A 21,127-nucleotide genomic window follows, 5' to 3' on the forward strand; every position below is an offset into this window, starting at 1 on the left:
TTGGTTTATGTCCCTGCTATCATTTGAGCACTTGTGAAGTAAGGGATGAATGATGAAAAAGATTATACTTTTGTCTGCGTTAGTGTTGTCTGGGTGTTCGACAACTCCTGTATCTCCAGACCTTGCGAAAGAAGTTGCCGTGGCTTCCGCTTTTAAAATGCGCTCAGGTTCTGTTCCGGTCACTATCGTTAGAGATAAAGGAATAGTTGCGGGTGCTTGTGCAATAACTTCCTTCATTAACGGAGAGCAGATTGCAAATCTCAATACTGGTGAAAAAGTTGTAGCTTATGTCGAGCCAGGAACTGTAATTGTTGGTGCTGGCTTTACAGGTTCTGGATTCTGTAAAGGTCCAGCAAAACGTGAGAGAGAGTTCACCGTTGATATGGGAAAGCCTAAGGCATTGAGAATATTTATTGATCAGAATGCGAATGTCGACATTCTTCCAACGACTGAGCATTAAATATAATCAAGTAAAGATTATTTTCATAACCTATCACAAGCCACCACATGGTGGCTTTTTTTATGAGGTTTATATGCAAGAAGTGATGACGAGAATCGAATTAAGTGGCTCCTTAGGTAAAGTTTTCGGCAAGGTCCATCACAGACTTATCAGCACTACAGCAGAAGTAGGAAGGGCATTAAGTTGCACAATTGATCATTTTGAAAGTTATATGATTAATAGCCAAAAAAGGGGAATAACATATGCCATTTTTAAAGATAAAAAAAATATTGCTGAAGACGACTTAGGATATCCTGTGACCGGCGAGGTAATTAAAATTGTGCCTGTGATTATCGGCAGTAAAAGAGCAGGCGCATTACAGACAATTTTGGGCGCTATAATCGTTGCTGTTGGCGTGGTTCTTAACTTCACGCCATTTGCTGCAGCGTCACCTTTTCTATATCAAATTGGTGGAGCAATGGCCCTTGGCGGCGTTATCCAGATGCTATCACCACAAACTACCGGCCTCGCCAGCAAACAAGACGCTGACAATCAGGCATCCTATGCGTTCGGCGGCGTGACCAATACCGCAGCGCAGGGTTATCCGGTACCGCTGGGCTATGGCAAACGTCGTATCGGCGGGGCAATCATATCAGCGGGCATTTACGTTGAAGATCAGCAATAAATAGAATCCTATCTTTTCTAAGGTCACCTTCGGGTGGCCTTTTTTATGGACGCAATATGGCAACAGCAACCGCAATTAAAGGCCGCAAAGGGGGCAGCTCAGAAGCCCGCACGCCAGTCGAGCAACCGGATGACTTACAGTCGGTCGCTAAAGCAAAGCTGCTCTTCGCACTGGGTGAGGGAGAGTTTGGTGGTGGGCTGACCGGCCAGACTATTTTCGTCGATGGCACACCGGTTGAGAACGCAGACGGATCGAGCAATGTCAGCGGCGTTTACTGGGAGTTCCGACCGGGTAACCAGGCGCAGAGTTATATTCAGGGTCTGCCAGGCACTGAAAATGAAATCAATGTGGGTACCGAATTACACAGCGCGACCGCCTGGGCGCACACCTACACCAACACGCAGCTGTCAGCGGTGCGCGTGCGCCTGAAATGGCCTTCGCTGTTCAGGCAGGAAGATAACGGTGACCTGGTGGGCAACTCGGTTAAGTACGCTATCGAACTGCAGACCGACGGCGGCGCATTTAAAACGGTGCTGGATACCGCTGTGACCGGTAAAACCACCTCGGGCTATGAGCGCAGCCACCGTATCAATCTGCCGCAGGCCGGGACCTCCTGGACAATCCGCGTTCGTAAGCTGACCGCAGATGCCAACAGCGCTAAGATTGGCGATACGATGACGATCCAGAGCTATACGGAGGTTATCGACGCCAAGCTGCGTTACCCGAATACCGCTTTGCTGTATATCGAGTTCGATTCCAGCCAATTTAATGGCTCTATACCGCAGATCGCCTGTGAACCAAAAATGCGCGTTATTCGCGTACCGGATAATTATGATCCGATAACCCGGTCGTATTCCGGCACCTGGTCAGGCGCGTTTAAGTGGGCGTGGACGGATAACCCGGCATGGGTTTTCTATGACCTTGTGATTACCGATCGCTTTGGTCTGGGTAACCGGCTGACCGCCGCAAATATCGATAAGTGGGAGCTTTACCGGGTTGCGCAGTACTGCGACCAGCTGGTGCCGGACGGCAAGGGCGGCAGCGGGACCGAGCCGCGCTATAAGTGCGACGTGTATGTACAGAGCCGCAACGAGGCCTATACCGTGCTGCGTGACTTTGCGGCCATCTTTCGTGGTATGACCTACTGGGGCGGTAATCAGATTGTTGCGCTGGCCGATATGCCGCGCGACGTGGATTACAACTACACCCGCGCCAACGTTATCGACGGTCTGTTCAACTACTCCAGCAGCACCGCGAAAACGCGCTATACCACCGCGCTGGTCTCCTGGTCCGATCCGGATAACGCTTATGCGGATGCGATGGAGCCGGTATTTGAACAGGAGCTGGTAGCCCGCTACGGCTTCAATCAGCTGGAGTTGACCGCTATCGGCTGCATCCGTCAGTCGGAAGCAAACAGAAAGGGGCGCTGGGGCATCCTGACCAATAACAAAGACCGCATGGTAACGTTCGGTGTTGGTCTTGACGGCATGATCCCGCAGCCTGGCTACATCATCGGTGTTGCCGATGAGCTGTTGTCCGGCAAGGTAACTGGCGGGCGCATCCGTTCGGTAAATGGCCGCGTGATTACCCTGGACCGCAAGCCCGATGCTGTTGCCGGTGACCGGCTGCAGCTTAACCTGCCTTCAGGAGCCTCACAGGGCCGCACCATTCAGTCTGTCAGTGGTAATGCTGTCACTGTCAGCACCGCATACAGCGAAACGCCGGAAGCGGAAAGCGTGTGGATTGTGGAGTCAGACACGCTGTACGCGCAGCAATACCGCGTGGTGAGCGTTTCAGATAACAACGACAACACGTTCACCATTACAGCTGCTTATCACGATCCGGATAAGTACGCCCGGATTGACACCGGCGCAATCATCGATCAGCGCCCGATAAGCGTTGTCCCGGCTGGAAGCCAGTCGGCACCGGCCAATATCCATATCAGTACTTTTGATGTGGTGAGCCAGGGCATCAACGTGCAGACCCTGCGTGCGGCGTGGGACGACGCCGCCAGCGCCATTTCGTACGAGGCGCAGTGGCGGCGAAATGATGGCAACTGGATCAGCGTGCCGCGCAGCGCCACCACCTCCTTTGAGGTGCCCGGTATTTACGCTGGTCGCTATGTGGTGCGCGTCAGAGCGATTAACGCCGCCGAAATCTCATCGGGATGGGCCTACTCAGAAGAGAAAACGCTGACCGGCAAAGTGGGTAATCCACCAAAGCCGGTTGGCTTTAAGGCCGATCCGCTGGTGTTTGGTGTTCAGCTTACGTGGGCTTTTCCGGCGGGTACCGGTGACACGCTGAAAACCGAAATCCAGTACGCCGAAACGTCAGACGGGTCGGGAGCGCTGCTGCTGGCGGACGTACCGTATCCGCAGCGGAAATATCAGCAGATGGGGCTGAAGGCCGGGGTCACCTTCTGGTACCGGGCGCAGCTGGTGGACAAGACCGGTAACGAAAGTGGCTTCACTGACTGGATTATGGGGCAGTCCAGCACCGATATAGATGACATCATAGGGGATATCGACGAAAAAATTAAAGATTCGGATGCCTTCAAGCAACTTATCGCGCCCGTTAACACCAATATTGAGGGGCTTCTGCAATTAGCGCTCGATTCAGATGCGTCAGTGACACACCAGATGCAAGCCAGCGGTAAAAACAGGGCCGATATTCTTGAGGTCAGAGAAACGGTCGCCACAAACGACAGAGCCTATGCGCAGAAGTTTGAGCAGGTGCAGGCAAGCGTGGGTGAGAATACCGCCGCCATTCAGCAGACGTCTACTGCACTGGCCGACACGGAAGGCAAGCTGTCGGCGCAGTACAACATCAAAGTTGCTGTTGACGCCAATGGCCGGCAGTACGCTGCCGGGATGGGGATCGGCGTTGAAAGTACACCATCAGGAATGCAGTCGCAGGTTCTTTTCCTCGCTGACCGGTTCTCGATAATGAACGCCATCAACGGCACCGCTTATTCTGTTTTCCTGGTGGAACATGGTCAGATATTTATACGTGACACCATCATCAAGGACGGGACGATAACTAACGCGAAAATCGGCAGTCACATCCAGTCCGATAACTACAGCGCCAGCGCCAAAACTGGATGGAACCTGAGTAAAGACGGCCTGCTGACTATGTTCGGTAATGGAGGCAGTAGCGGATATGTCCAGCTGGATCAGGACGGCCTGGCGGTTTACAACGCAGATGAACTCACGGTTGTTTTAGGGAAAAAAAGATAATGGATTACGGCGCACAGATATTTATCAACGGCACGTCTTTTGACGTGCTGAATTCTATGGCTGCAAATTACATGCTGGACTTTATTACGGGAGGTGCAGGGACAAGAACATACGACATACCGGAAGGAAAAGCGTTGAAAACTGTCACCTACACGACCGGACCTAACGACGCCACGCCGCCCACCGTGACTGTCTCAGGCAAAACGGTAAGCTGGTCGGCATCGGCAAACTATACCATTCTCGTTTATGCGGGGGCGTGATGGCCGAATATACGTTAGAGATAAGGAATGACGCGGGGGAGTTTTTTGCCTCACCTGATTTTACTCCCCTGGTGCTGACGCAGGTTATCGACAGCGGCGACATCGCGCACGCCGCAACGCCCGGAAGGGTGTTTATGACGAACGTCCCGGCGTCGCGTAAGTGCGTAATATTCTGTAAGCAGAATTACGATCTGGTTTCCTGCCTTTTTGAGGTAATAAACTCGGGAGGATATAAAGCGATAAGGCTTCACGGCAGCGCTGGCTCTACCGGTTATAATAACCTTAATTGTCGCTTTTACGTCTTTTCAGATTTTGTTGCGTGGTCGCCGGACTACGGAATTTATATTTATCGTAATAAAACGATGGTTTATTCCGGCAACTGCCTCCCGCTCACAGTGAAATACTACACGCGGAATAATAACATCAAAGGGAAAGCCTGCGCTGCAATTGGTGGCTTTGCAAAGGTGGAGCTGTACGGCATTCCGGGGAGTAATCCTCCGCAGGTAACGTATGCGCTCTTCTGTTATGCAGGATATTCAGGAGGGCTGAGAGAGCTTCCTTATAACGTCAGTACTGCAGGGACAACCAACCCGCCAGCCTTCAAGTCAACGGCTGGTTGTATCTATATCGAAACTGAAATCTACGACCAGTATTACAGACAATCACTTGGATTAAATTAAATCTCAACCCGCTACAAGGCGGGTTTTTTATTGCCCGGAGAAAACTATGCCAGCAGGCACTATCGCTTTAAGAAATAATACCGCTACTGTAACCGGCACCGGAACGTCATTTACCACTGAGATTAAAGCCAATGATTTCATCGTCGTGATTATTGGGCAGGTTACCTACACGCTGGGCGTCAAGTCGGTCAACTCAAACACTTCCGTAACGCTGATCCGCAATTTTGACGGGCCGACATCATCAGGTCTGGCCTGGACAGCCATACCAAACGCAACCCTGGTCGGGATTACTGCTCAGGTGGCTGCTGATACAGCGAAGGCCATTCGCGGGCTGAATCTGGATAAAGTGAACTGGCAGCAAATACTGACCGGTACCGGAAACGTGACCGTCAATCTCCCTGATGGCAGTGCGTTTTCCGGGCCTGCATGGGGTGGAATCAACGAAGAGCTGAAAGGTAAGGCACCACTGACAAATGGAGTTGTAGCCGTTAAGGACGGTGGTACAGGCGGGAAAACTCAGGCTGATGCCAGAAAAGGGCTGGGACTGGGTACGGCTTCAGTTGTCGATATTATGACGCAGTCTGATGATGCTACAGGCGGACGAGCGATGACGGTCGGTGCATTCGGACTTGGCGCAACTACCGCGCCGACAGCACCGACTGATATGTATTCACTTACCCGATGCGGGGTGTATGCAGCACCGGGGGCGGCGGGTATTAATTACTTTGACCAATATTCGCCGGTTCTGGCGATGGTCCGTTATGACAATATTGTCACCTACTTGCAAATATCACCCGCGAGTGGCCGCGCTGCAGTCAGGGGGCAGAGTGGCGGTAAGATGACAGGCTGGAACGAGCTGTACACGACCGGTAATACAACCCGAAGCTCAGACGGGACGTTGAAAGCTGCCTCGCCAGTTGCGCGCATTGTTAAATCTCAGGCATTTTCCGCCCGCGAAGACATTGCCGAAAGTGGTTTCGAGTGGTGCGGTTGCGGAACGGCGAACGAAGAGGCGAAGGGTATCACGATCAGTCGGCAGGATGTGGGAGTGTATAGAGTAACGGGTTCTTTGGGGCTTGCCACTGATGGTTGGCGAATCATGCCGCCGCGCGATCCGGGCGGTTCCGGTGATTTGGGTATCGTCGAAGCGGAAGAGGATGAAAACCACGCCATTACGATTCGCCTGTATCGCAAGAAATACATGCTCACTGACGACGGTGAAATGGTACTGAAGAAAGGTAATCTGATTGATGTACCGGCAAATAGCTGGATCGATATTCGCCTGAATATGACATCGATAGATAACGAGCAGCCTTGACGTAAACAGCAATAAAAGTAGTCCTGTTAAAAAGAACCCGCGCACGGTGAGGGTGAGCGGGTTAATTCATGCCAATTCATTATGTGTCAACTGGAGTGGATATATGCGGCTCCTGAGTCAGACAAATTAAAGGTAGCGACTAACTGTGGATTTGACAATTATTTCTTGCTGGAATTATTTTGATTAAGCAAGCGTGATCTGCTGGTCAAATAAAGAAATTCGCTACGATAGCTGTAACATTAAAGCAAAAGGCCGCATATCCGCGGCCCTTTTATCATCTAAGCAAAGTTTGAAACTCTTACTCGCCCGCTGCCCGCTGCTTCATTTCGCGTTTATATTTGTGGTAGTCCTCGTCACATTCAGCAGAACAGAAAGCTGTCTCAGCTACCACTGGCTCTTCTTTGCACCAGATACAGTTTCCATCGCGGCTTACTAATCGTGGTTTACGTGCTGACAGAGAAGCAGACAAATGTGCTTCTTGCCGCTCCTGTGCCAAATCTGCATCATCCATAAAATATCCTGTCAGTGTTTTTTATTAATTTCGCCCATATGCTTTCGCGAAGATCTAGCCATTGCAGATATTTTAACTCAAAAATAATGCAATATTTAATGGGAATTTATTCAGGGTGGATGAATGATCAGGTTGGGCTGAAGATCTCAGTCCGTCGTATCCGTTTTGGCTCACTATCTACATATCCATCAAGGTGCTGACTGATCACGATTTACATCATCCGATTTAAGCAGAACAGCCTGACACTTTCGCAACGCACGGACTCCTCGCATCTAAATTCACTCGCATCTCAACGCCCTACCAAAACCTGTCCTTTAGTCACTTGATCAATCCTCCCGATCAATAATACTGTATATGCATACAGCAATTATCAGGCTAATCATTCATGGCAAGACGATACGAAATCGACGCGGCTTTCCGCTCAGCCGTCAAAATCAACCCGCGCACCGGGCGAACGGTCACAACAAGAGACTTCACGACAGAGCTGGCTAAGGTCAACTGGCACTGGACGCTCGCGGAGGCCAACCGCTGGATAGAGCACCACGTCGATCAGTTCAGGGACATATCCACCCAGGAAGGTGATGACAGGACATTCATGCTGTTTAACCCGAACGTGAGGTAACTATGGGATTTCCATCACCGGCTAACGATTACATTGAGAAGCGCCTGACGATTGACGACTTCGTCGTTGCGAACCCGGCATCGACGATGATTTGTGATATTGGGGATCGGCTACTTGTCATTGACCGCAGCGTGCCACCTAAAAGCGGCAGCATGATTTATTACGAGCTGATGGGGGAATGTGGGGTCGGAAAGATAATGGGAAGGAGCCTGATAACGCCTGACGGGGAAGCGTTCGAAGGTTCTGTGCTGGAAGAGCTGGAAGTGGTAGGCGTTGTGACGGCGGAGATTCTGAAGATTCACGAACCTGACAGACCGACGATTTAGGTGCGTTTAGATGTATTGAGTACCTTAATTTGAGTACATTTATTAGTACATAATTTAAATTCTGGAGTGTTAAGTTTAGATGTAGCAAGGATTGCAAGCTGGTGGTTCGTAGTCATGGAAAAGGAATGTTGGCTGACTGGCTTGCTGTTTCACTGTAAATGTCCCTGTCACAAAATTGGCTGGCACGCAGAGGCAGCGCGCGCATGCTACAGGGTAAACCATTTTGCCGGGGGGCTAAAGGGCTGAGGCATTAGCCTGTTCAGCAGAATTGATCTCTCTACTTTTCTCACACCCTGCCGATAACCCTGTCAGTGATTTCAGTCACGCCAGCCTGCAGCGATAGCCGAAATCAAACGATTTGTGCTCTGGCAGCGCATTGATATCGCGCTATGTACACCGAAAAAACCATCACCCAGAGGTAAAAATGGATAGCTTGCAGAAAGATATCGATGATCGCGCCAATCTCACATTGTCCAATAAGTTTGAGCTGTTGTTGTTCCGGCTGGGAGCGGCGGCGCAGAACGAAAAATCCGAGTTGTTTGGCATCAATGTGTTTAAGCTGCGCGAAATTATGCCGATGACCACGCTTACCAAAGCGGCTGGGATGAAATCGCCGTTGCTGGGGATGGCGAACATCCGTGGGCAGATTATCCCGGTTATTGATCTTGCCGCCGTCGCCGGTTGTACGCCGACCGCCGGTCTGAATCTGCTGCTGGTCACCGAATATGCCCGCAACACTCAGGCATTTGCCATCGAGTCAGTGGATAACATTGTGCGGCTCGACTGGAGCCAGGTACACGCTGCGGATACCCGCGTCAGCAATCGTAATGTCACCAGCATTGCGCTACTGAATAATGATGAAAACCGTGATGAAATGGCGCTGGTGCTGGATGTTGAGCAAATTCTGTATGACATCATTCCTTCGGCGCGCAATGTGAAGAACGAACCGATTGCTGCGCGCAGCTTCGATTTTAAGCCCGGCTCGCTGGCGATTGTGGCGGAAGATTCGAGAGTGGCCCGTGCAATGCTGGATCAGGGGCTGAAAGCGATGGGTATTCCGGCGCTGATGTTTAATAACGGCCTGGCAGCGTGGGAGAAAATCAAACAGATGGCAGAAGAGGCAAAAGCGGCGGGGGAGTCCATCCACGATAAAATTTCGTTGGTGCTGACCGATCTGGAAATGCCGGAAATGGATGGTTTTACCCTGACGCGCAATATTAAAGCCGATCGCCAGCTGAAAAATATCCCGGTGGTGATTCACTCTTCGTTGTCCGGCAGCGCCAATGAAGATCACGTGCGCAAAGTGGGTGCGAATGGTTATGTGGCAAAATTTGAGGTGAATGAGTTATCACAGGTGATTCATCAGGTACTGGAACAGGCGGTGCGAAATGAGGCAGGTTGAATAAACCCGGCGGCTCTCAGGCCACCGGGCGCAGGGACAGTTGGAGTTCGGGCTTAACGCAGCCGTTCCCTGACTAACTCTTCTTCCATGTTACGCAGAGTTGGTTTCAGCAGATCGTTACTGCTGATGACCCCGGCGAGTTGCTGTTCATCGTCAGAGTTCAGCACCGGTAAAATAGTCAGCTGATTTTCTGCCATCATCACTGCGGCCTGGCGCGCTGTGTGGCTGGCTAACAGATAGTGCTGACCAACCGGCCGGAGAATTTCGCTGAGCAGTAAGCGATCATCGGCCTGATGGATAGCACGATAATCCACCATGCCGATGCAGCGTCCCTTTTCCGTTACCGGAAAGGTATGATGAAGCTGCGGAAGTGTCGTCAGGCGCATTTTCGCGGCCGCGACATCAAGGGTTGGGGCGAAAGTGACCGCCTGCGGTTCCATCACATCCTCTACCCAGGCACGCTCTAAAGGATCGACGCCATATTCGCGAAAAATATGCTGTCCGCGGCGGGTAATTTTGTCTGTCATAATCGAGCGCGACAGCAACAGTGTAGTGATACCCCAGGCGACGCTGGTGGTGAGTAAATCAGGCAGTAATCCGTTAGCATCGTGGGTAATCCCCACAGCAAATACAATCGCAGTCAACGGTGAGCCTAACGCGCTACCCAGCATCGCTGCCATACCGGCCATCGCCCACATCTGCGGCGAACCGCCCGGCAACCAGTGAGCCAGTAGCGCGCCGACACCGGCACCGACCATTAACAGCGGAGCCAGCACGCCGCCGGAGGTGCCGGAAGCCAGCGCAAACAGCCAGATCGTCAGTTTGACGGCGATCAGCGCAAATATCACCGTCAGCGTCAGGTTGGCATGCAGTAAATCTTCAATCACGTCATAACCGACACCCAGCGCACGCGGCTGGAAATAGCCGCCGATGCCAATAATCAAGCCGCCCAGTGCGGGCCACCACATCCAGTGCAGCGGGAGCCGGGCGAAGCCTTTTTCAATTGCATGCAGCAGATGGGTCACCACTACCGCCAGTAAGCCGATAACGACCCCGGCTATCAGGCAGCTTATTAGCGCCAGAGGGCCAGCCGGTGCGGTTTCCAGCGGCATCAGCGGCCCGTCGCCAAAGGCATAGCTTCTTAAAAATCCGGCGACCGCACAGGCTAACGCCACCGGTACCAGACTGCGCGGGCGCAGTTCAAATAACAGCAGTTCGACAGCCAGCAGAACCGCCGCCACCGGCGTGCCAAAGATTGCTGTCATCCCGGCACTGGCACCCGCAACCAGTAAGGTTTTACGCTCTATGGCATTCAGGTGCAGATACTGGCCAAGCAATGAGGCCAGCGATCCGCCGGTCATAATAATCGGCCCCTCAGCACCAAAAGGGCCACCGCTACCAATCACCACAGCAGATGACAGCGGTTTAAGTACCGCAACTTTTGGCGACATGCGGCTTTTCACAAACAGAATCGCTTCAATCGCTTCCGGAATGCCGTGACCTCGAATTTTTTCACTGCCATAGCGCGCCATCAGACCGACGATCAATCCGCCGACTACAGGGATCAGAATGACCCACAGCCCCAGCGAATTCTGCGCCGGTGAGAGATTTTCAAGCGACAGGCGCTGATAAAAAAACAGGTTTGTCGCCAGATCAATAAGGGATATCAGCAGTTTGGCGGCGAGGGTGCTGATTGCGCCAATCAGCAGCGCCAGTGCGGAGATCATCAGCAGGCGGCGATCTACCGCATAATCACGTTTTCCCACCATCATGTTGCCTTGCCCGCCTGCTCATCATTATTGAATGCGGTAATTCGCGCCACCTGAAAAGTGTCACTCAGTGAAGCCAGTTCAGACTGGTGCGAAGCCGCGAGCGTTGCCAGCAACGCTGAGCCTTCAGGCTGTAAATGAACCTCGATCAGGCGGCCATCCTCACTATTTTTCTGGCGCGTCACTAATCCTGATTTCACGCTACGGTTAACCAGCCCGACTACTGCGTTATGTTTCATTTGCAGTCGCTCAGCCAGCTCGCTGATGCTTGACCATTCGCGCCCAGGCGTGCCCTGGATATGCAGCATCAACAAATATTGCAGTGGCGTTAAGCCAGCCTGCCTGGCGGCGGTTTCGGAAAAATTGAGAAAGCGGCGTAGCTGATAACGGAACTCGGATAAAGCGACATACTGTGCCTTATCAGGTGCGGGAGTAAGCGGCGATAAACGCATAGGACCACCTGGTTAGCCTGAAAAAGGCATTTATATCACAATGTGATATAAGCATTCAGTACAAGCCAGTAACAAATTATAAACCAGAGCTGGCGCGGTTTAACAAGGAGATATAGGGATATTATTGAAGCTGAATTGATTCAGCTGATGAGGATAAATAGTTCGCATGCGAACTATGAAGTGTTACAATGATCACGTTTTTGTGCAACATATCCTTTTCGTTTGCATAAAGTGACCGGTCAGCAAAAACAGGATTTGACGTCTGACGGGTTAAAACCAGGCAAATCAGCCAACAGCCTTTATACTATCGGCAGCGTTGATTTGCCGTTGCTGCTCAGCATGATGCAGATGCAGCGGGTGACTTTTCTCCGGCCTGAGTGGTCGGGAAAATTGTTGAAGTATTAACTAAAAAAATATCGAACCATTCCAGTGAACAAAAAAACCTCTGCTTTTATTCTGACGCCGTTGTTTATTATGCAACCGCTTGCAGTCAGTTACGCACAGACTTCAGCTTCCAGTGTCAGCAGCGATCCTGCTGCCTCGCAGGACTCTACGCTGATGGTGATTAAACAACGTAGTGGTTTATCCGAACTGGATACCCCGGCCGCCGTCAGCGTGGTCGAAGGGGAGCAGCTGCGTAACAGTAAACCGCAGGTGAATTTGTCGGAAAGTCTCGGCAGTGTGCCTGGTTTGCAGGTCCAGAACCGTCAGAACTACGCACAGGATTTGCAAATGTCGGTGCGCGGTTTTGGCAGTCGCTCAATGTATGGCGTGCGTGGCGTGCGGATTTATGTTGATGGCATTCCGGCCACAATGCCAGACGGACAGGGGCAGACCTCAAATATCGATATTAACTCGATTGAGAAAGTCGAGGTGCTGCGCGGCCCTTATTCCGCCCTGTATGGCAACGCCTCGGGCGGTGTAGTTAATATCGAAACTCAGACCGGCACTCAGCCGCCAACGCTGGAAGCCGGCAGCTATTACGGCAGTTATGGCACATGGCGTAATAGTGTGAAAGCCACCGGCGCCACCGGTGACGGTACTCAGGCGGGCGATGTTAACTATGCTATCTCCGGTTCACGTTTTACTACCCGTGGATTTCGTGACCACAGCGGTACGCAGAAAAGTCTGGGTAACGGTAAGTTTGGCGTGCGTCTTGATGACGTCAGTACTCTGACGCTACTGTTTAACAGCGTCTCAGTGGATGCCAACGATCCCGGCGGGCTGTCGGAAGCTGAATGGAAAGACAATCCGCGTCAGTCACCACGCGGTGACCAGTATAATACGCGTAAATACCTTGATCAGACCCAGCTTGGCCTGCGCTATCAGCGTGAGCTGAGTGATAACGATCAGCTGACGATGACCGCGTGGCACGGCGAGCGGCATACCACTCAGTACCAGTCGATCCCGATGACACCGCAGCTGCGGCCAACCCATGCAGGTGGGGTGATTGTGCTGGAGAGAAAGTATCAGGGGATCGATACCCGCTGGAAACACCAGGACAACCTCGGTTCAGTGCCGTTTACCCTGATTGCCGGCCTTGATTATGAAACCATGACCGAACGTCGCCAGGGCTTTGAAAACTTCAATCTGAACAATGGCGTACCGGAATATGGCGAGAAGGGGGCACAGCGTCGTAATGAAAAAAATAAGATGTGGAACCTCGATCCCTATCTGCAAACCAGCTGGAGCCTGACCTCACAGTGGACGCTGGATGCCGGACTGCGCTACAGCACGGTGAACTTTGATTCGCAAGATTATTACGTCACCAGCACCAATGGCGATGACAGCGGCAGCAAGCGCTACCATAAATTGCTGCCGATGGGTTCTGTTAACTATGCCGTTACGCCAGCATGGAATCTCTACTTCTCCGCTGGCCGTGGTTTTGAAACGCCAACAATTAACGAACTGTCTTACCGCTCTGACGGTGAGTCAGGGCTGAATATCGGGCTGAAACCCTCAACCAGCGATACCTACGAACTGGGAAGCAAAACCCGCGTCGGTAACGGGCTGGTTACGGCCGCGCTGTTTCAGACCAACACCGATAATGAACTGGTGGTGGCGGAAAGTTCCGGTGGGCGCACCAGCTATACCAATGCTGGTAAAACCCGACGTCGCGGCGTTGAACTCTCTCTCGATCAGCAGTTTGCAATGGACTGGCGGCTAAAAATGGCCTGGACCCTGCTCGATGCCACTTATCGCAATGAAACCTGCGCCGCATCCTGCACACCGGCGGGTAACCGTCTGCCCGGCATCGCACGCAATATGGGTTACGCCTCAATGGAGTGGGCACCAGAAGAGGGCTTCCACGCCGGAGCCGATATTCGTTATATGAGCAATATACAGGTTGATGACCAGAACAGCGCCCAGGCACCCACTTATACCGTGGTCGGTCTTAGCGGCGGTTACCGTCTGAACTGGGCGAGTAACTGGTCGCTGGATATGTTCACCCGGGTGGATAACCTGTTTGACCGTGAATATGTGGGTTCAGTGATTGTGAATGAAGGTAACGGTCGTTACTTCGAACCGGCTCCAGGCCGCAATTATGGCGTGGGCGCGACGCTGAGCTATACCTTTGAGTAACTCTGGCGTCCAGCCAGTAAAAGAATCCAGAAAAAACCCGTGCCGGATACCAACACCAGGTGATGTGCGGCGGCGGGTTAACAACACCCGAATGGATATTTAGCGGTAATCGGGTGTTATTGAAGATTTAGCTTCATCTCTAAATCGACGCTCTTAAATTTTGGTAAGGTTAAACTATGAAAAGTGGATCTTCGTTATCACGGATTCTGGTGATACTCACGGCGCTGTTTGCCGCCCTGAGCGGAGTATATTTGTTAGTGGGCGGCATCTGGCTGGCAAAACTGGGAGGCTCGCTGTATTACATCGTCGCCGGCCTGGTCATGCTAATCACTGCCTGGTTGCTGTACCGTCGTCGCGCAACGGCGTTGCTGCTGTACGCAATCTTCCTGTTGGCCACCACCATCTGGTCACTGTGGGAAGTGGGTTCTGATTTCTGGGCGCTGACTCCGCGTCTGGATGTAACCTTCTTCTTCGGTCTGTGGATTGCGCTGCCGTTTATCTGGCGTGGCGTTGTGGCCGGCAGCAAACTGCCGCGCGGCGCACTGGCGGCTTCGCTGGTGTTTACCGTTATTGTGCTGGTTTATTCGGTGTTTAACGATCCGCAAGAGATCAACGGCACCCTGAGCCAGCAGCAGACGGCGGAGATTGAGAAAAACGCGCAGGGCATTCCTGATGCGGACTGGCCAGCCTATGGCCGTACGCAGGAAGGCACCCGCTACTCACCGCTGAAACAGATTAACGATAAAAACGTGGGCGAGCTGAAAGAAGCCTGGACCTTCCGTACCGGCGATCTGAAAGGCCCGAACGATCCGGGTGAAATCACTGATGAAGTGACGCCAATCAAAATTCGTGACTCACTTTATCTGTGTACGCCACACCAGAAGCTGATTGCGCTGGATGCAGCGACCGGTAAAGAGAAATGGCGTTTTGATCCGCAGCTGAAAACTAACCCGACTTTCCAGCACGTCACCTGCCGTGGGGTTTCTTATCATGAAACGCCAGCAGTGGCGCAGGCTGAAGAGCAGGGAGCAAAACCGGCCCTCTGTTCACGCCGCATCATTCTGCCGGTCAACGACGGCCATCTGTATGCGCTGGATGCTGAAACCGGTGAGCGTTGTGCTGAGTTTGGTGATAACGGTGATGTTAATCTGCAAGCCAATATGCCGTTCGCCAAAGCGGGCGCTTATGAGCCAACTTCACCTCCGGTGATCACCGATAAGGTGATTGTGATTGCGGGTGCGGTGACGGATAACTACTCAACCCGTGAGCCTTCCGGCGTCATCCGTGGTTTTGATGTTAATAACGGTAAACTGCTGTGGGCATTTGATACCGGTGCGAAAGATCCGAATAAAGTGCCCGGCGTTGATGAGAATTACACGCCTAACTCGCCAAACTCATGGGCACCTGCGGCCTACGATGCCAATCTGGATCTGGTCTACCTGCCAATTGGTGTTGCGACGCCTGATATCTGGGGCGGCAACCGCACCCCGGAAATGGAGCGTTACGCTACCGGCATGCTGGCGCTGAATGCCACAACCGGCAAACTGGCGTGGTTCTATCAGACCGTGCATCACGATCTGTGGGATATGGATGTTCCGGCACAGCCGACGCTGGCTGATATTACCGATAAAAACGGTAATAAAGTGCCGTCAATTTACATCCCGACCAAAACCGGTGACATCTTTGTACTGGATCGCCGCACGGGTAAACCTGTGACGCCGGCACCGGAGATGGAAGTGCCGCAGGGGGCCGCTAAAGGTGACCGTGTGTCTCCAACCCAGCCTTACTCTGAGCTGTCATTCCGTCCGAAAGAGCATCTGAAGGGCAAGGATATGTGGGGTGCGACCATCTACGATCAGTTGATCTGTCGTGTGATGTTCCACAGCCTGCGTTATGAAGGTCCGTTCACGCCGCCGTCCGAGCAGGGTACGCTGGTATTTCCGGGCAACCTTGGTATGTTCGAGTGGGGCGGTATTTCGGTAGACACCGATCGTCAGGTTGCCGTGACTAATCCAATGGCGTTGCCGTTTGTATCCCGCCTGATCCCACGTGGTCCGGGTAATCCTATCGAGCCAGATGAAAACGACAAAGGCGGTACCGGTTCTGAATCCGGCATTCAGCCACAGTACGGCGTGCCTTATGGCGTGACGCTGAACCCGTTCCTGTCGCCGCTGGGCTTCCCTTGTAAGCAACCTTCATGGGGTTATATTTCTGCGGTTGATCTGAAAACCAACGATATCGTGTGGAAAAAACGCATCGGTACCGTACGCGACAGTTCACCTATTCCATTGCCATTTAAAATGGGGATGCCAATGCTGGGTGCGCCAATTACCACAGCAGGTAACATCTTCTTTATTGCGGCAACGGCGGATAACTATCTGCGTGCGTTTAACGTTTCCAACGGTGAAAAACTGTGGGAAGCTCGTTTACCGGCAGGTGGACAGGCAACCCCAATGACCTATGAAGTTAACGGCAAGCAGTATGTGCTGATTGCGGCCGGTGGCCATGGTTCATTTGGTACCAAGCTGGGTGACTATATCGTTGCCTATGCACTGCCTGATGAGAAATAATCGCTAAGCGACAATAGTCAGTTATCAACGCCCGGTGCATTCACCGGGCGTTTTTTTTGCGAGTACTATCGATTCATATCAGTAACTTTTTGTGATGTCTTCAATGCAAAAGTTCTTCCCGCCAGTAGCAAGGGGATGACAAGCAGTATTTAAATATCCCCTGAACAGACTCCGCAGAATAGATTAATCTGCAATCTTCATGTCAGCATAACTACCTTATTACGCAAAACGGGGTTGGGATGAAGGAGAAATTAGAAAGTAATATTTTAGATTTCAACACTGGATAATAACCGAAGGGTAAACATTTCCGGTCATTATCCATAGTAAATAATATTAACTGACGGTTCCTGTAGGTGCCGGCCGAGGAGCTAATATGCGTTTGCCAAGTTGAATTCCCGGCTTTTCAACATATCGATAAAGCAGGCTTGCGAGGCCGTATGTTAGTGGCAGGCAAATGCCACTGACTACCGCAACACGAAGCGGGGCGCTGATAGCATCCAAATGATGATCCCTCAGCAGTATAGCAATGACCGGAATGACGATTAGAAGATGCAATAGATAAACGGAGTAAGATACATCGCCAAGCCATGTGCTGATACGATTGGTCAGTATCGCGCGTGGCAACTTCATCAATTTTTCCATTTTAGCATCAGATTTATACTGCCAAAGCACCATTGCCATGCCGATAATCATTGCAGCTTCAAATACAAGCTCAATTTTCCCCATACGGATATTCATTATTGCACTGACTAGTGGAGCAATTAATGCCAACAGGACATAACTGAGCTGTTTTTTTCGTACCGCTTCAGCTAAAAACATACCTGCAATAAACATATGCAACTTAATAAGGATTAATGATGGCATGCTGAATGCATCGTAGTAGCTTGATAGTGCAAAACGTCCGATTGTACAAAGCAGCATAATCATTAACAACGTCGGTATGTAGCCGAAACGCAAAGTCAGTAACATAATAAACGGGAAAAGCATATAGAACTGCATCTCTAGCCCGATACTCCAGTCGGGTAGTACGGTATTAAAACCGTAAGTAGGTAAAAATCCAAAAGTAAAACTAATATGAGAAATGATATTGATGAATGATTGATCTGAATAACGCGATGTTTCAGTCGCAGTGCTGGGGTAAAATTGAGCGATAACATCGCGCATTTCACCAAACCAGGGGCCGTAAATCATTGCGATAATAAGTAAGAAATAGTAGAGAGGGGCAATTCTGAAAAATCGTCTGGTCCAGAATTTCTTAATTGTAGCACCACTAGCCCATGGTTCTTTTTGTTGACGTTCAATGTAATTTTTCGCCATCAGGTAACCTGATAGTAAAATGAACAGATCAACACCGATTTTGGGCATCGAGAGGATGGGGATGCTACTGTGTACAAGAATGCAGATATGCCCCAACACTACCCAAAGTGAAGCAAATCCCCTCAGGCCCTCAAGTTCAGTTGACCAGCCTCTGGTTGATTGCATTTTAACCTCTTAAATTAACTCTGCTCATAGATATGCAGAGAGTAGAGGAATGGCAATGCCAATCAAAGTTAATCATTACTATAATATTTAATATCAGATTAACCCTGGTGAATTTTCAGACTTTAGCAACAGCTGGCGAGTCACTCATTTGCGTTGGCCTTGATCCATTTAGCTAAAATCGATTAATACTTTCTTGCAATTAATTAACACAATCAAACCTTTATTACCGTAAAACAACCGCCAGTTTATTGATGTTGTTAATTTGAGGATAAATCGGTGAAAAGGCGTCAGCTTGCAAGTATTAGTCTGTTTTTGGTGTTGGTTTCTCAGGCGCATGCCGATAACAATGTGATGCCTTTTCCGTTAAATCCGCCGGGCGTTGATGCGGCTTCCTGGGTGCTGATGGATTCGACCACCGGGCAAATCCTGACGGAAGGCCACGCTGACGATCGCCGTAACCCTGCCAGTCTGACCAAGCTGATGACCGGCTATGTGGTTGACCGCGCGATTGATAATCACCATATCACCCGCGATGATATGGTCACCATCGGTAAGGATGCCTGGGGTGCTGGTAATCCGGTGTTTAAAGGTTCTTCGCTGATGTTTCTAAAGCCCGGTGAAAAGGTGTCAGTACGGGATCTCAGCCGCGGAGTAATTATCGACTCAGGTAACGATGCCTGCGTGGCGCTGGCGGATTATGTGGCGGGCAGCGAAGCCAACTTTGTTAAAATGATGAATGAATATGTCGACAAGCTGGGGCTGACCAATACTCACTTTGAAACCGTACATGGTCTGGATGCGCCGGGGCAATACACTACGGCCCGCGATCTGGCGACACTTTCACGGGCAATTATCAAAGGCGAACCTGATTTTTATCAGATGTATGGCGAGAAGTCGCTTACCTGGAATGGAATCACCCAGCAGAACCGTAACGGCCTGCTGTGGGATAAAACCCTGCATGTTGATGGTCTGAAAACCGGTCATACCGAAAGTGCCGGTTTCAATATTATTGCTTCCAGTGTGGAAGGTCAGCGCCGTCTGATTGCTGTGATTATGGGCGGTAAAAGTCCAAAAGGGCGTGAGGAGCAGGCGCGTAAGCTGCTGACCTGGGGGCAGAATAACTTCGATACCGTGCAGTTGTTCCATGCCGGTAAAGCCATTGGTCATGAAACGGTATGGTACGGTAATCCGCATCAGGTCGATGTCGGCAGCGACAAAGATATCTATCTGTCACTGCCCCGCGATCAGCTGAAAAATATTAAAGCCAAATACGTGATTGAGCGTAAGGATCTGGAAGCACCGCTGAAGGCTAATGAACAGGTCGGTACCATTCAGTTAATGGATCACGATCGGCAGATCGCCAGCTATCCGCTGATGGCACTGCAGCCGGTAGAAACCGCTGGTCTGTTTACCCGCCTGCAGGATTATCTCAAGCTGAAATTCTAATCATCTCGGGCGAGCGTCAGGCTCGCCCACGTTGTCAGCCCATCTTCATTTTTCACGGCTATCCATGCTAAAAAGTTAAGCTTTCGCAGCGGCGTTGTCATTTATATTGCCCGGCGGTTAATAAAATGGCGGTGTGATGTAAACGGCAGGCAAAACTATCAGGAAAACAGGACAGGAGTCTAAGGCCTGGACTGCGGATGAGGTATCATGCCGTGTGAGATATTCATCAGGCAGTGGAGTAGACCTTGCGTCCCGATAAGCCCCTTTCCAGGATTGAGTTCAGCGTTTATCGCAACTACCGCATTGTGCATGGGGTGCGTATCGCGCTGGCATTTGTTCTGACATTTATGCTGGTGCGCGGTTTTGATATTCCCGAGGGCAGTTGGCCGCTGATTACGCTGGTGGTGGTGATGGGGCCGATTTCGTCGTGGGGTACGGTGTTACCGCGCGCGGTGCAACGTATTGGTGGCACCATATTTGGCTCAATCTCCGGCCTGATAGCGCTAAAACTCGAACTGATTTCGCTGCCGTGGATGCTGGTGTGGTGCGCCGCGGTAATGTTTCTTTGTGGCTATCTGACGCTGGGCAAACATCCTTATATGGCGCTGCTGATTGGCATTACATTGGCAGTGGTTTGTGGTGCGCCGGCCGGCGATATGGAAACGGCATTATGGCGCGGCGGTGATGTGATTCTCGGTTCGTTGCTGGCGCTGCTGTTCAGCAGTATTTACCCGCAAAAAGCCTATACTCACTGGCGCATTAAACTGTCTGACTCGCTGTCATCAATGGCCATGCTGCATCAGGCGGGATTCTCTCCCAATCTGGTTGAGCAGCCACGTCTGGCTAAACCGCTGCAGCGATTGCTCGGCGATGTGGTGAAAATGCGCGCGCTGTTGGAACCAGCCAGCAAGGAGACGCAAATACCCAGGTCGGTACTGGACGCGATTCAGACGATCAATCGTAATATGCTCTGTACTTTTGAGCTGCAAATCAATGCGTGGTGGTCGTCGCGTGAGAGCCATCGCATCATGCTGAATGCACCGACGCTGCGGCGTACTCAGCAGATGACGGAAAATACACTGCGGGCGCTTTCCAGTGCGTTACTGGATGGCGATACCAGCAAAGTTGCAGCGAACAACGCTGAACTGGCGGAAATTTCGCATGAACTGCGACAGCTGATTCGTGAATCAAACAGCCAGGACGCGATTGAAACGCCGATTCACGGTTATGTCTGGCTGAGCCTTGAACTGACGCGTCAGCTGGGAAAATTATCGGATTTAATCCGCCTGGCGATGCGTAAATAATCGACTAAGCAACAACTTACTGCGCCGATAATGCTTTTCGCG

The 21,127-nt window shown here is 51.3% G+C and carries 17 protein-coding genes; 13 read left to right on the plus strand and 4 right to left on the minus strand.

The annotated features are described in order from the left end of the window. The first annotated feature begins 49 nt into the window (after nt 1-49). From ACP3TC_RS07680 to ACP3TC_RS07705, 6 genes are all read left to right on the plus strand, one after another. Entirely contained in the window at nt 50-460 is a 411-nt protein-coding gene (locus tag ACP3TC_RS07680) for a hypothetical protein (RefSeq protein ID WP_426817934.1), read from the plus strand. Nucleotides 461-533: 73 nt separating this feature from the next. Then, nucleotides 534-1,124, plus strand: coding sequence for a tail assembly protein (locus tag ACP3TC_RS07685; RefSeq protein ID WP_426818253.1), 591 nt, complete (start codon nt 534-536; stop codon nt 1,122-1,124). Nucleotides 1,125-1,180: 56 nt separating this feature from the next. Further along, on the plus strand, nt 1,181-4,360 hold the full coding sequence (locus ACP3TC_RS07690) for a host specificity protein J (RefSeq protein WP_426817935.1): 3,180 nt from the start codon (nt 1,181-1,183) through the stop codon (nt 4,358-4,360). Then, nucleotides 4,360-4,620: a hypothetical protein gene (locus tag ACP3TC_RS07695; protein ID WP_426817936.1), complete on the plus strand. Its 261-nt coding sequence runs from the start codon at nt 4,360-4,362 to the stop codon at nt 4,618-4,620. The genes ACP3TC_RS07690 and ACP3TC_RS07695 overlap by 1 nt, the downstream gene beginning before the upstream one ends. After that, the gene (locus ACP3TC_RS07700; protein ID WP_426817687.1) at nt 4,620-5,300 is read left to right on the plus strand and encodes a hypothetical protein; all 681 of its coding nucleotides are present in this window, start codon (nt 4,620-4,622) and stop codon (nt 5,298-5,300) included. Before ACP3TC_RS07695 ends, ACP3TC_RS07700 begins: the two co-directional genes overlap by 1 nt. 46 nt (nt 5,301-5,346) lie before the next feature. Then, the gene (locus tag ACP3TC_RS07705; RefSeq protein WP_426817937.1) at nt 5,347-6,618 is read left to right on the plus strand and encodes a phage tail protein; all 1,272 of its coding nucleotides are present in this window, start codon (nt 5,347-5,349) and stop codon (nt 6,616-6,618) included. 298 nt (nt 6,619-6,916) lie between these two features. Here the strand turns inward: ACP3TC_RS07705 and ACP3TC_RS07710 are convergent, their stop codons facing one another. Continuing rightward, nucleotides 6,917-7,129, minus strand: a complete 213-nt coding sequence (locus tag ACP3TC_RS07710) for a hypothetical protein (RefSeq protein ID WP_426817938.1) — start codon at nt 7,127-7,129, stop codon at nt 6,917-6,919. A 385-nt stretch (nt 7,130-7,514) separates the two neighbouring features. Here ACP3TC_RS07710 and ACP3TC_RS07715 point away from each other — a divergent pair, with 385 nt between their 5' ends. The 3 genes from ACP3TC_RS07715 to ACP3TC_RS07725 all read left to right on the plus strand — a co-directional run bounded on the left by ACP3TC_RS07715 (nt 7,515) and on the right by ACP3TC_RS07725 (nt 9,479). After that, nucleotides 7,515-7,751, plus strand: a complete 237-nt coding sequence (locus ACP3TC_RS07715) for a DNA polymerase V (RefSeq protein ID WP_313852463.1) — start codon at nt 7,515-7,517, stop codon at nt 7,749-7,751. A gap of 2 nt (nt 7,752-7,753) precedes the next feature. Beyond that, nucleotides 7,754-8,077, plus strand: a complete 324-nt coding sequence (locus ACP3TC_RS07720) for a hypothetical protein (RefSeq protein ID WP_426817939.1) — start codon at nt 7,754-7,756, stop codon at nt 8,075-8,077. A gap of 424 nt (nt 8,078-8,501) precedes the next feature. Beyond that, the gene (locus ACP3TC_RS07725) at nt 8,502-9,479 is read left to right on the plus strand and encodes a chemotaxis protein (protein ID WP_426817940.1); all 978 of its coding nucleotides are present in this window, start codon (nt 8,502-8,504) and stop codon (nt 9,477-9,479) included. Between the two features lie 53 nt (nt 9,480-9,532). On the opposite strand, the gene ACP3TC_RS07730 is transcribed toward ACP3TC_RS07725, so the two are convergent. Then, nucleotides 9,533-11,251: a chloride channel protein gene (locus ACP3TC_RS07730; protein ID WP_426817941.1), complete on the minus strand. Its 1,719-nt coding sequence runs from the start codon at nt 11,249-11,251 to the stop codon at nt 9,533-9,535. Next, nucleotides 11,248-11,700, minus strand: coding sequence for a MarR family winged helix-turn-helix transcriptional regulator (locus ACP3TC_RS07735; protein WP_426817942.1), 453 nt, complete (start codon nt 11,698-11,700; stop codon nt 11,248-11,250). Before ACP3TC_RS07735 ends, ACP3TC_RS07730 begins: the two co-directional genes overlap by 4 nt. A gap of 474 nt (nt 11,701-12,174) precedes the next feature. On the opposite strand from ACP3TC_RS07735, the gene pqqU reads away from it, so the two are divergent. Continuing rightward, a complete protein-coding gene (gene pqqU, locus ACP3TC_RS07740; RefSeq protein ID WP_426818254.1) occupies nt 12,175-14,283 on the plus strand; it encodes a TonB-dependent receptor PqqU in 2,109 nt (702 codons plus the stop codon). A gap of 176 nt (nt 14,284-14,459) precedes the next feature. Then, the gene (locus ACP3TC_RS07745) at nt 14,460-16,853 is read left to right on the plus strand and encodes a glucose/quinate/shikimate family membrane-bound PQQ-dependent dehydrogenase (protein ID WP_313852673.1); all 2,394 of its coding nucleotides are present in this window, start codon (nt 14,460-14,462) and stop codon (nt 16,851-16,853) included. A 333-nt stretch (nt 16,854-17,186) separates the two neighbouring features. Here the strand turns inward: ACP3TC_RS07745 and ACP3TC_RS07750 are convergent, their stop codons facing one another. After that, nucleotides 17,187-18,335 carry an acyltransferase family protein gene (locus tag ACP3TC_RS07750; RefSeq protein WP_426817943.1) on the minus strand — a complete coding sequence of 383 codons (1,149 nt, stop codon included), beginning with the start codon at nt 18,333-18,335 and terminating at the stop codon, nt 17,187-17,189. A 276-nt stretch (nt 18,336-18,611) separates the two neighbouring features. Between ACP3TC_RS07750 and dacD the strand changes: the two genes are divergently transcribed. Together dacD and ACP3TC_RS07760 are read left to right on the plus strand one after the other, a co-directional pair. After that, nucleotides 18,612-19,781, plus strand: coding sequence for a serine-type D-Ala-D-Ala carboxypeptidase DacD (gene dacD / locus ACP3TC_RS07755; RefSeq protein ID WP_313852672.1), 1,170 nt, complete (start codon nt 18,612-18,614; stop codon nt 19,779-19,781). Nucleotides 19,782-20,026: 245 nt separating this feature from the next. After that, complete coding sequence (locus tag ACP3TC_RS07760) at nt 20,027-21,085, plus strand: FUSC family protein (protein WP_313852671.1); 1,059 nt, start codon at nt 20,027-20,029, stop codon at nt 21,083-21,085. Nucleotides 21,086-21,127: the final 42 nt, after the last annotated feature.

Source organism: Winslowiella sp. 2C04, from assembly GCF_050037805.1.
Taxonomy (GTDB): Bacteria; Pseudomonadota; Gammaproteobacteria; order Enterobacterales; family Enterobacteriaceae; genus Erwinia; species Erwinia toletana_A.

Bases quoted from the DNA above. Each gene is read 5' to 3' on its own strand.
- ACP3TC_RS07680 (WP_426817934.1), top strand. From the start codon at position 50: ATGATGAAAAAGATTATACTTTTGTCTGCGTTAGTGTTGTCTGGGTGT.
- pqqU (WP_426818254.1), top strand. From the start codon at position 12,175: ATGCAACCGCTTGCAGTCAGTTACGCACAGACTTCAGCTTCCAGTGTC.
- ACP3TC_RS07685 (WP_426818253.1), top strand. From the start codon at position 534: ATGCAAGAAGTGATGACGAGAATCGAATTAAGTGGCTCCTTAGGTAAA.
- ACP3TC_RS07700 (WP_426817687.1), top strand. From the start codon at position 4,620: ATGGCCGAATATACGTTAGAGATAAGGAATGACGCGGGGGAGTTTTTT.
- ACP3TC_RS07750 (WP_426817943.1), bottom strand. From the start codon at position 18,335: ATGCAATCAACCAGAGGCTGGTCAACTGAACTTGAGGGCCTGAGGGGA.
- ACP3TC_RS07735 (WP_426817942.1), bottom strand. From the start codon at position 11,700: ATGCGTTTATCGCCGCTTACTCCCGCACCTGATAAGGCACAGTATGTC.
- ACP3TC_RS07725 (WP_426817940.1), top strand. From the start codon at position 8,502: ATGGATAGCTTGCAGAAAGATATCGATGATCGCGCCAATCTCACATTG.
- ACP3TC_RS07730 (WP_426817941.1), bottom strand. From the start codon at position 11,251: ATGATGGTGGGAAAACGTGATTATGCGGTAGATCGCCGCCTGCTGATG.
- ACP3TC_RS07695 (WP_426817936.1), top strand. From the start codon at position 4,360: ATGGATTACGGCGCACAGATATTTATCAACGGCACGTCTTTTGACGTG.
- ACP3TC_RS07690 (WP_426817935.1), top strand. From the start codon at position 1,181: ATGGCAACAGCAACCGCAATTAAAGGCCGCAAAGGGGGCAGCTCAGAA.
- ACP3TC_RS07720 (WP_426817939.1), top strand. From the start codon at position 7,754: ATGGGATTTCCATCACCGGCTAACGATTACATTGAGAAGCGCCTGACG.
- ACP3TC_RS07745 (WP_313852673.1), top strand. From the start codon at position 14,460: ATGAAAAGTGGATCTTCGTTATCACGGATTCTGGTGATACTCACGGCG.
- ACP3TC_RS07710 (WP_426817938.1), bottom strand. From the start codon at position 7,129: ATGGATGATGCAGATTTGGCACAGGAGCGGCAAGAAGCACATTTGTCT.
- ACP3TC_RS07715 (WP_313852463.1), top strand. From the start codon at position 7,515: ATGGCAAGACGATACGAAATCGACGCGGCTTTCCGCTCAGCCGTCAAA.
- ACP3TC_RS07705 (WP_426817937.1), top strand. From the start codon at position 5,347: ATGCCAGCAGGCACTATCGCTTTAAGAAATAATACCGCTACTGTAACC.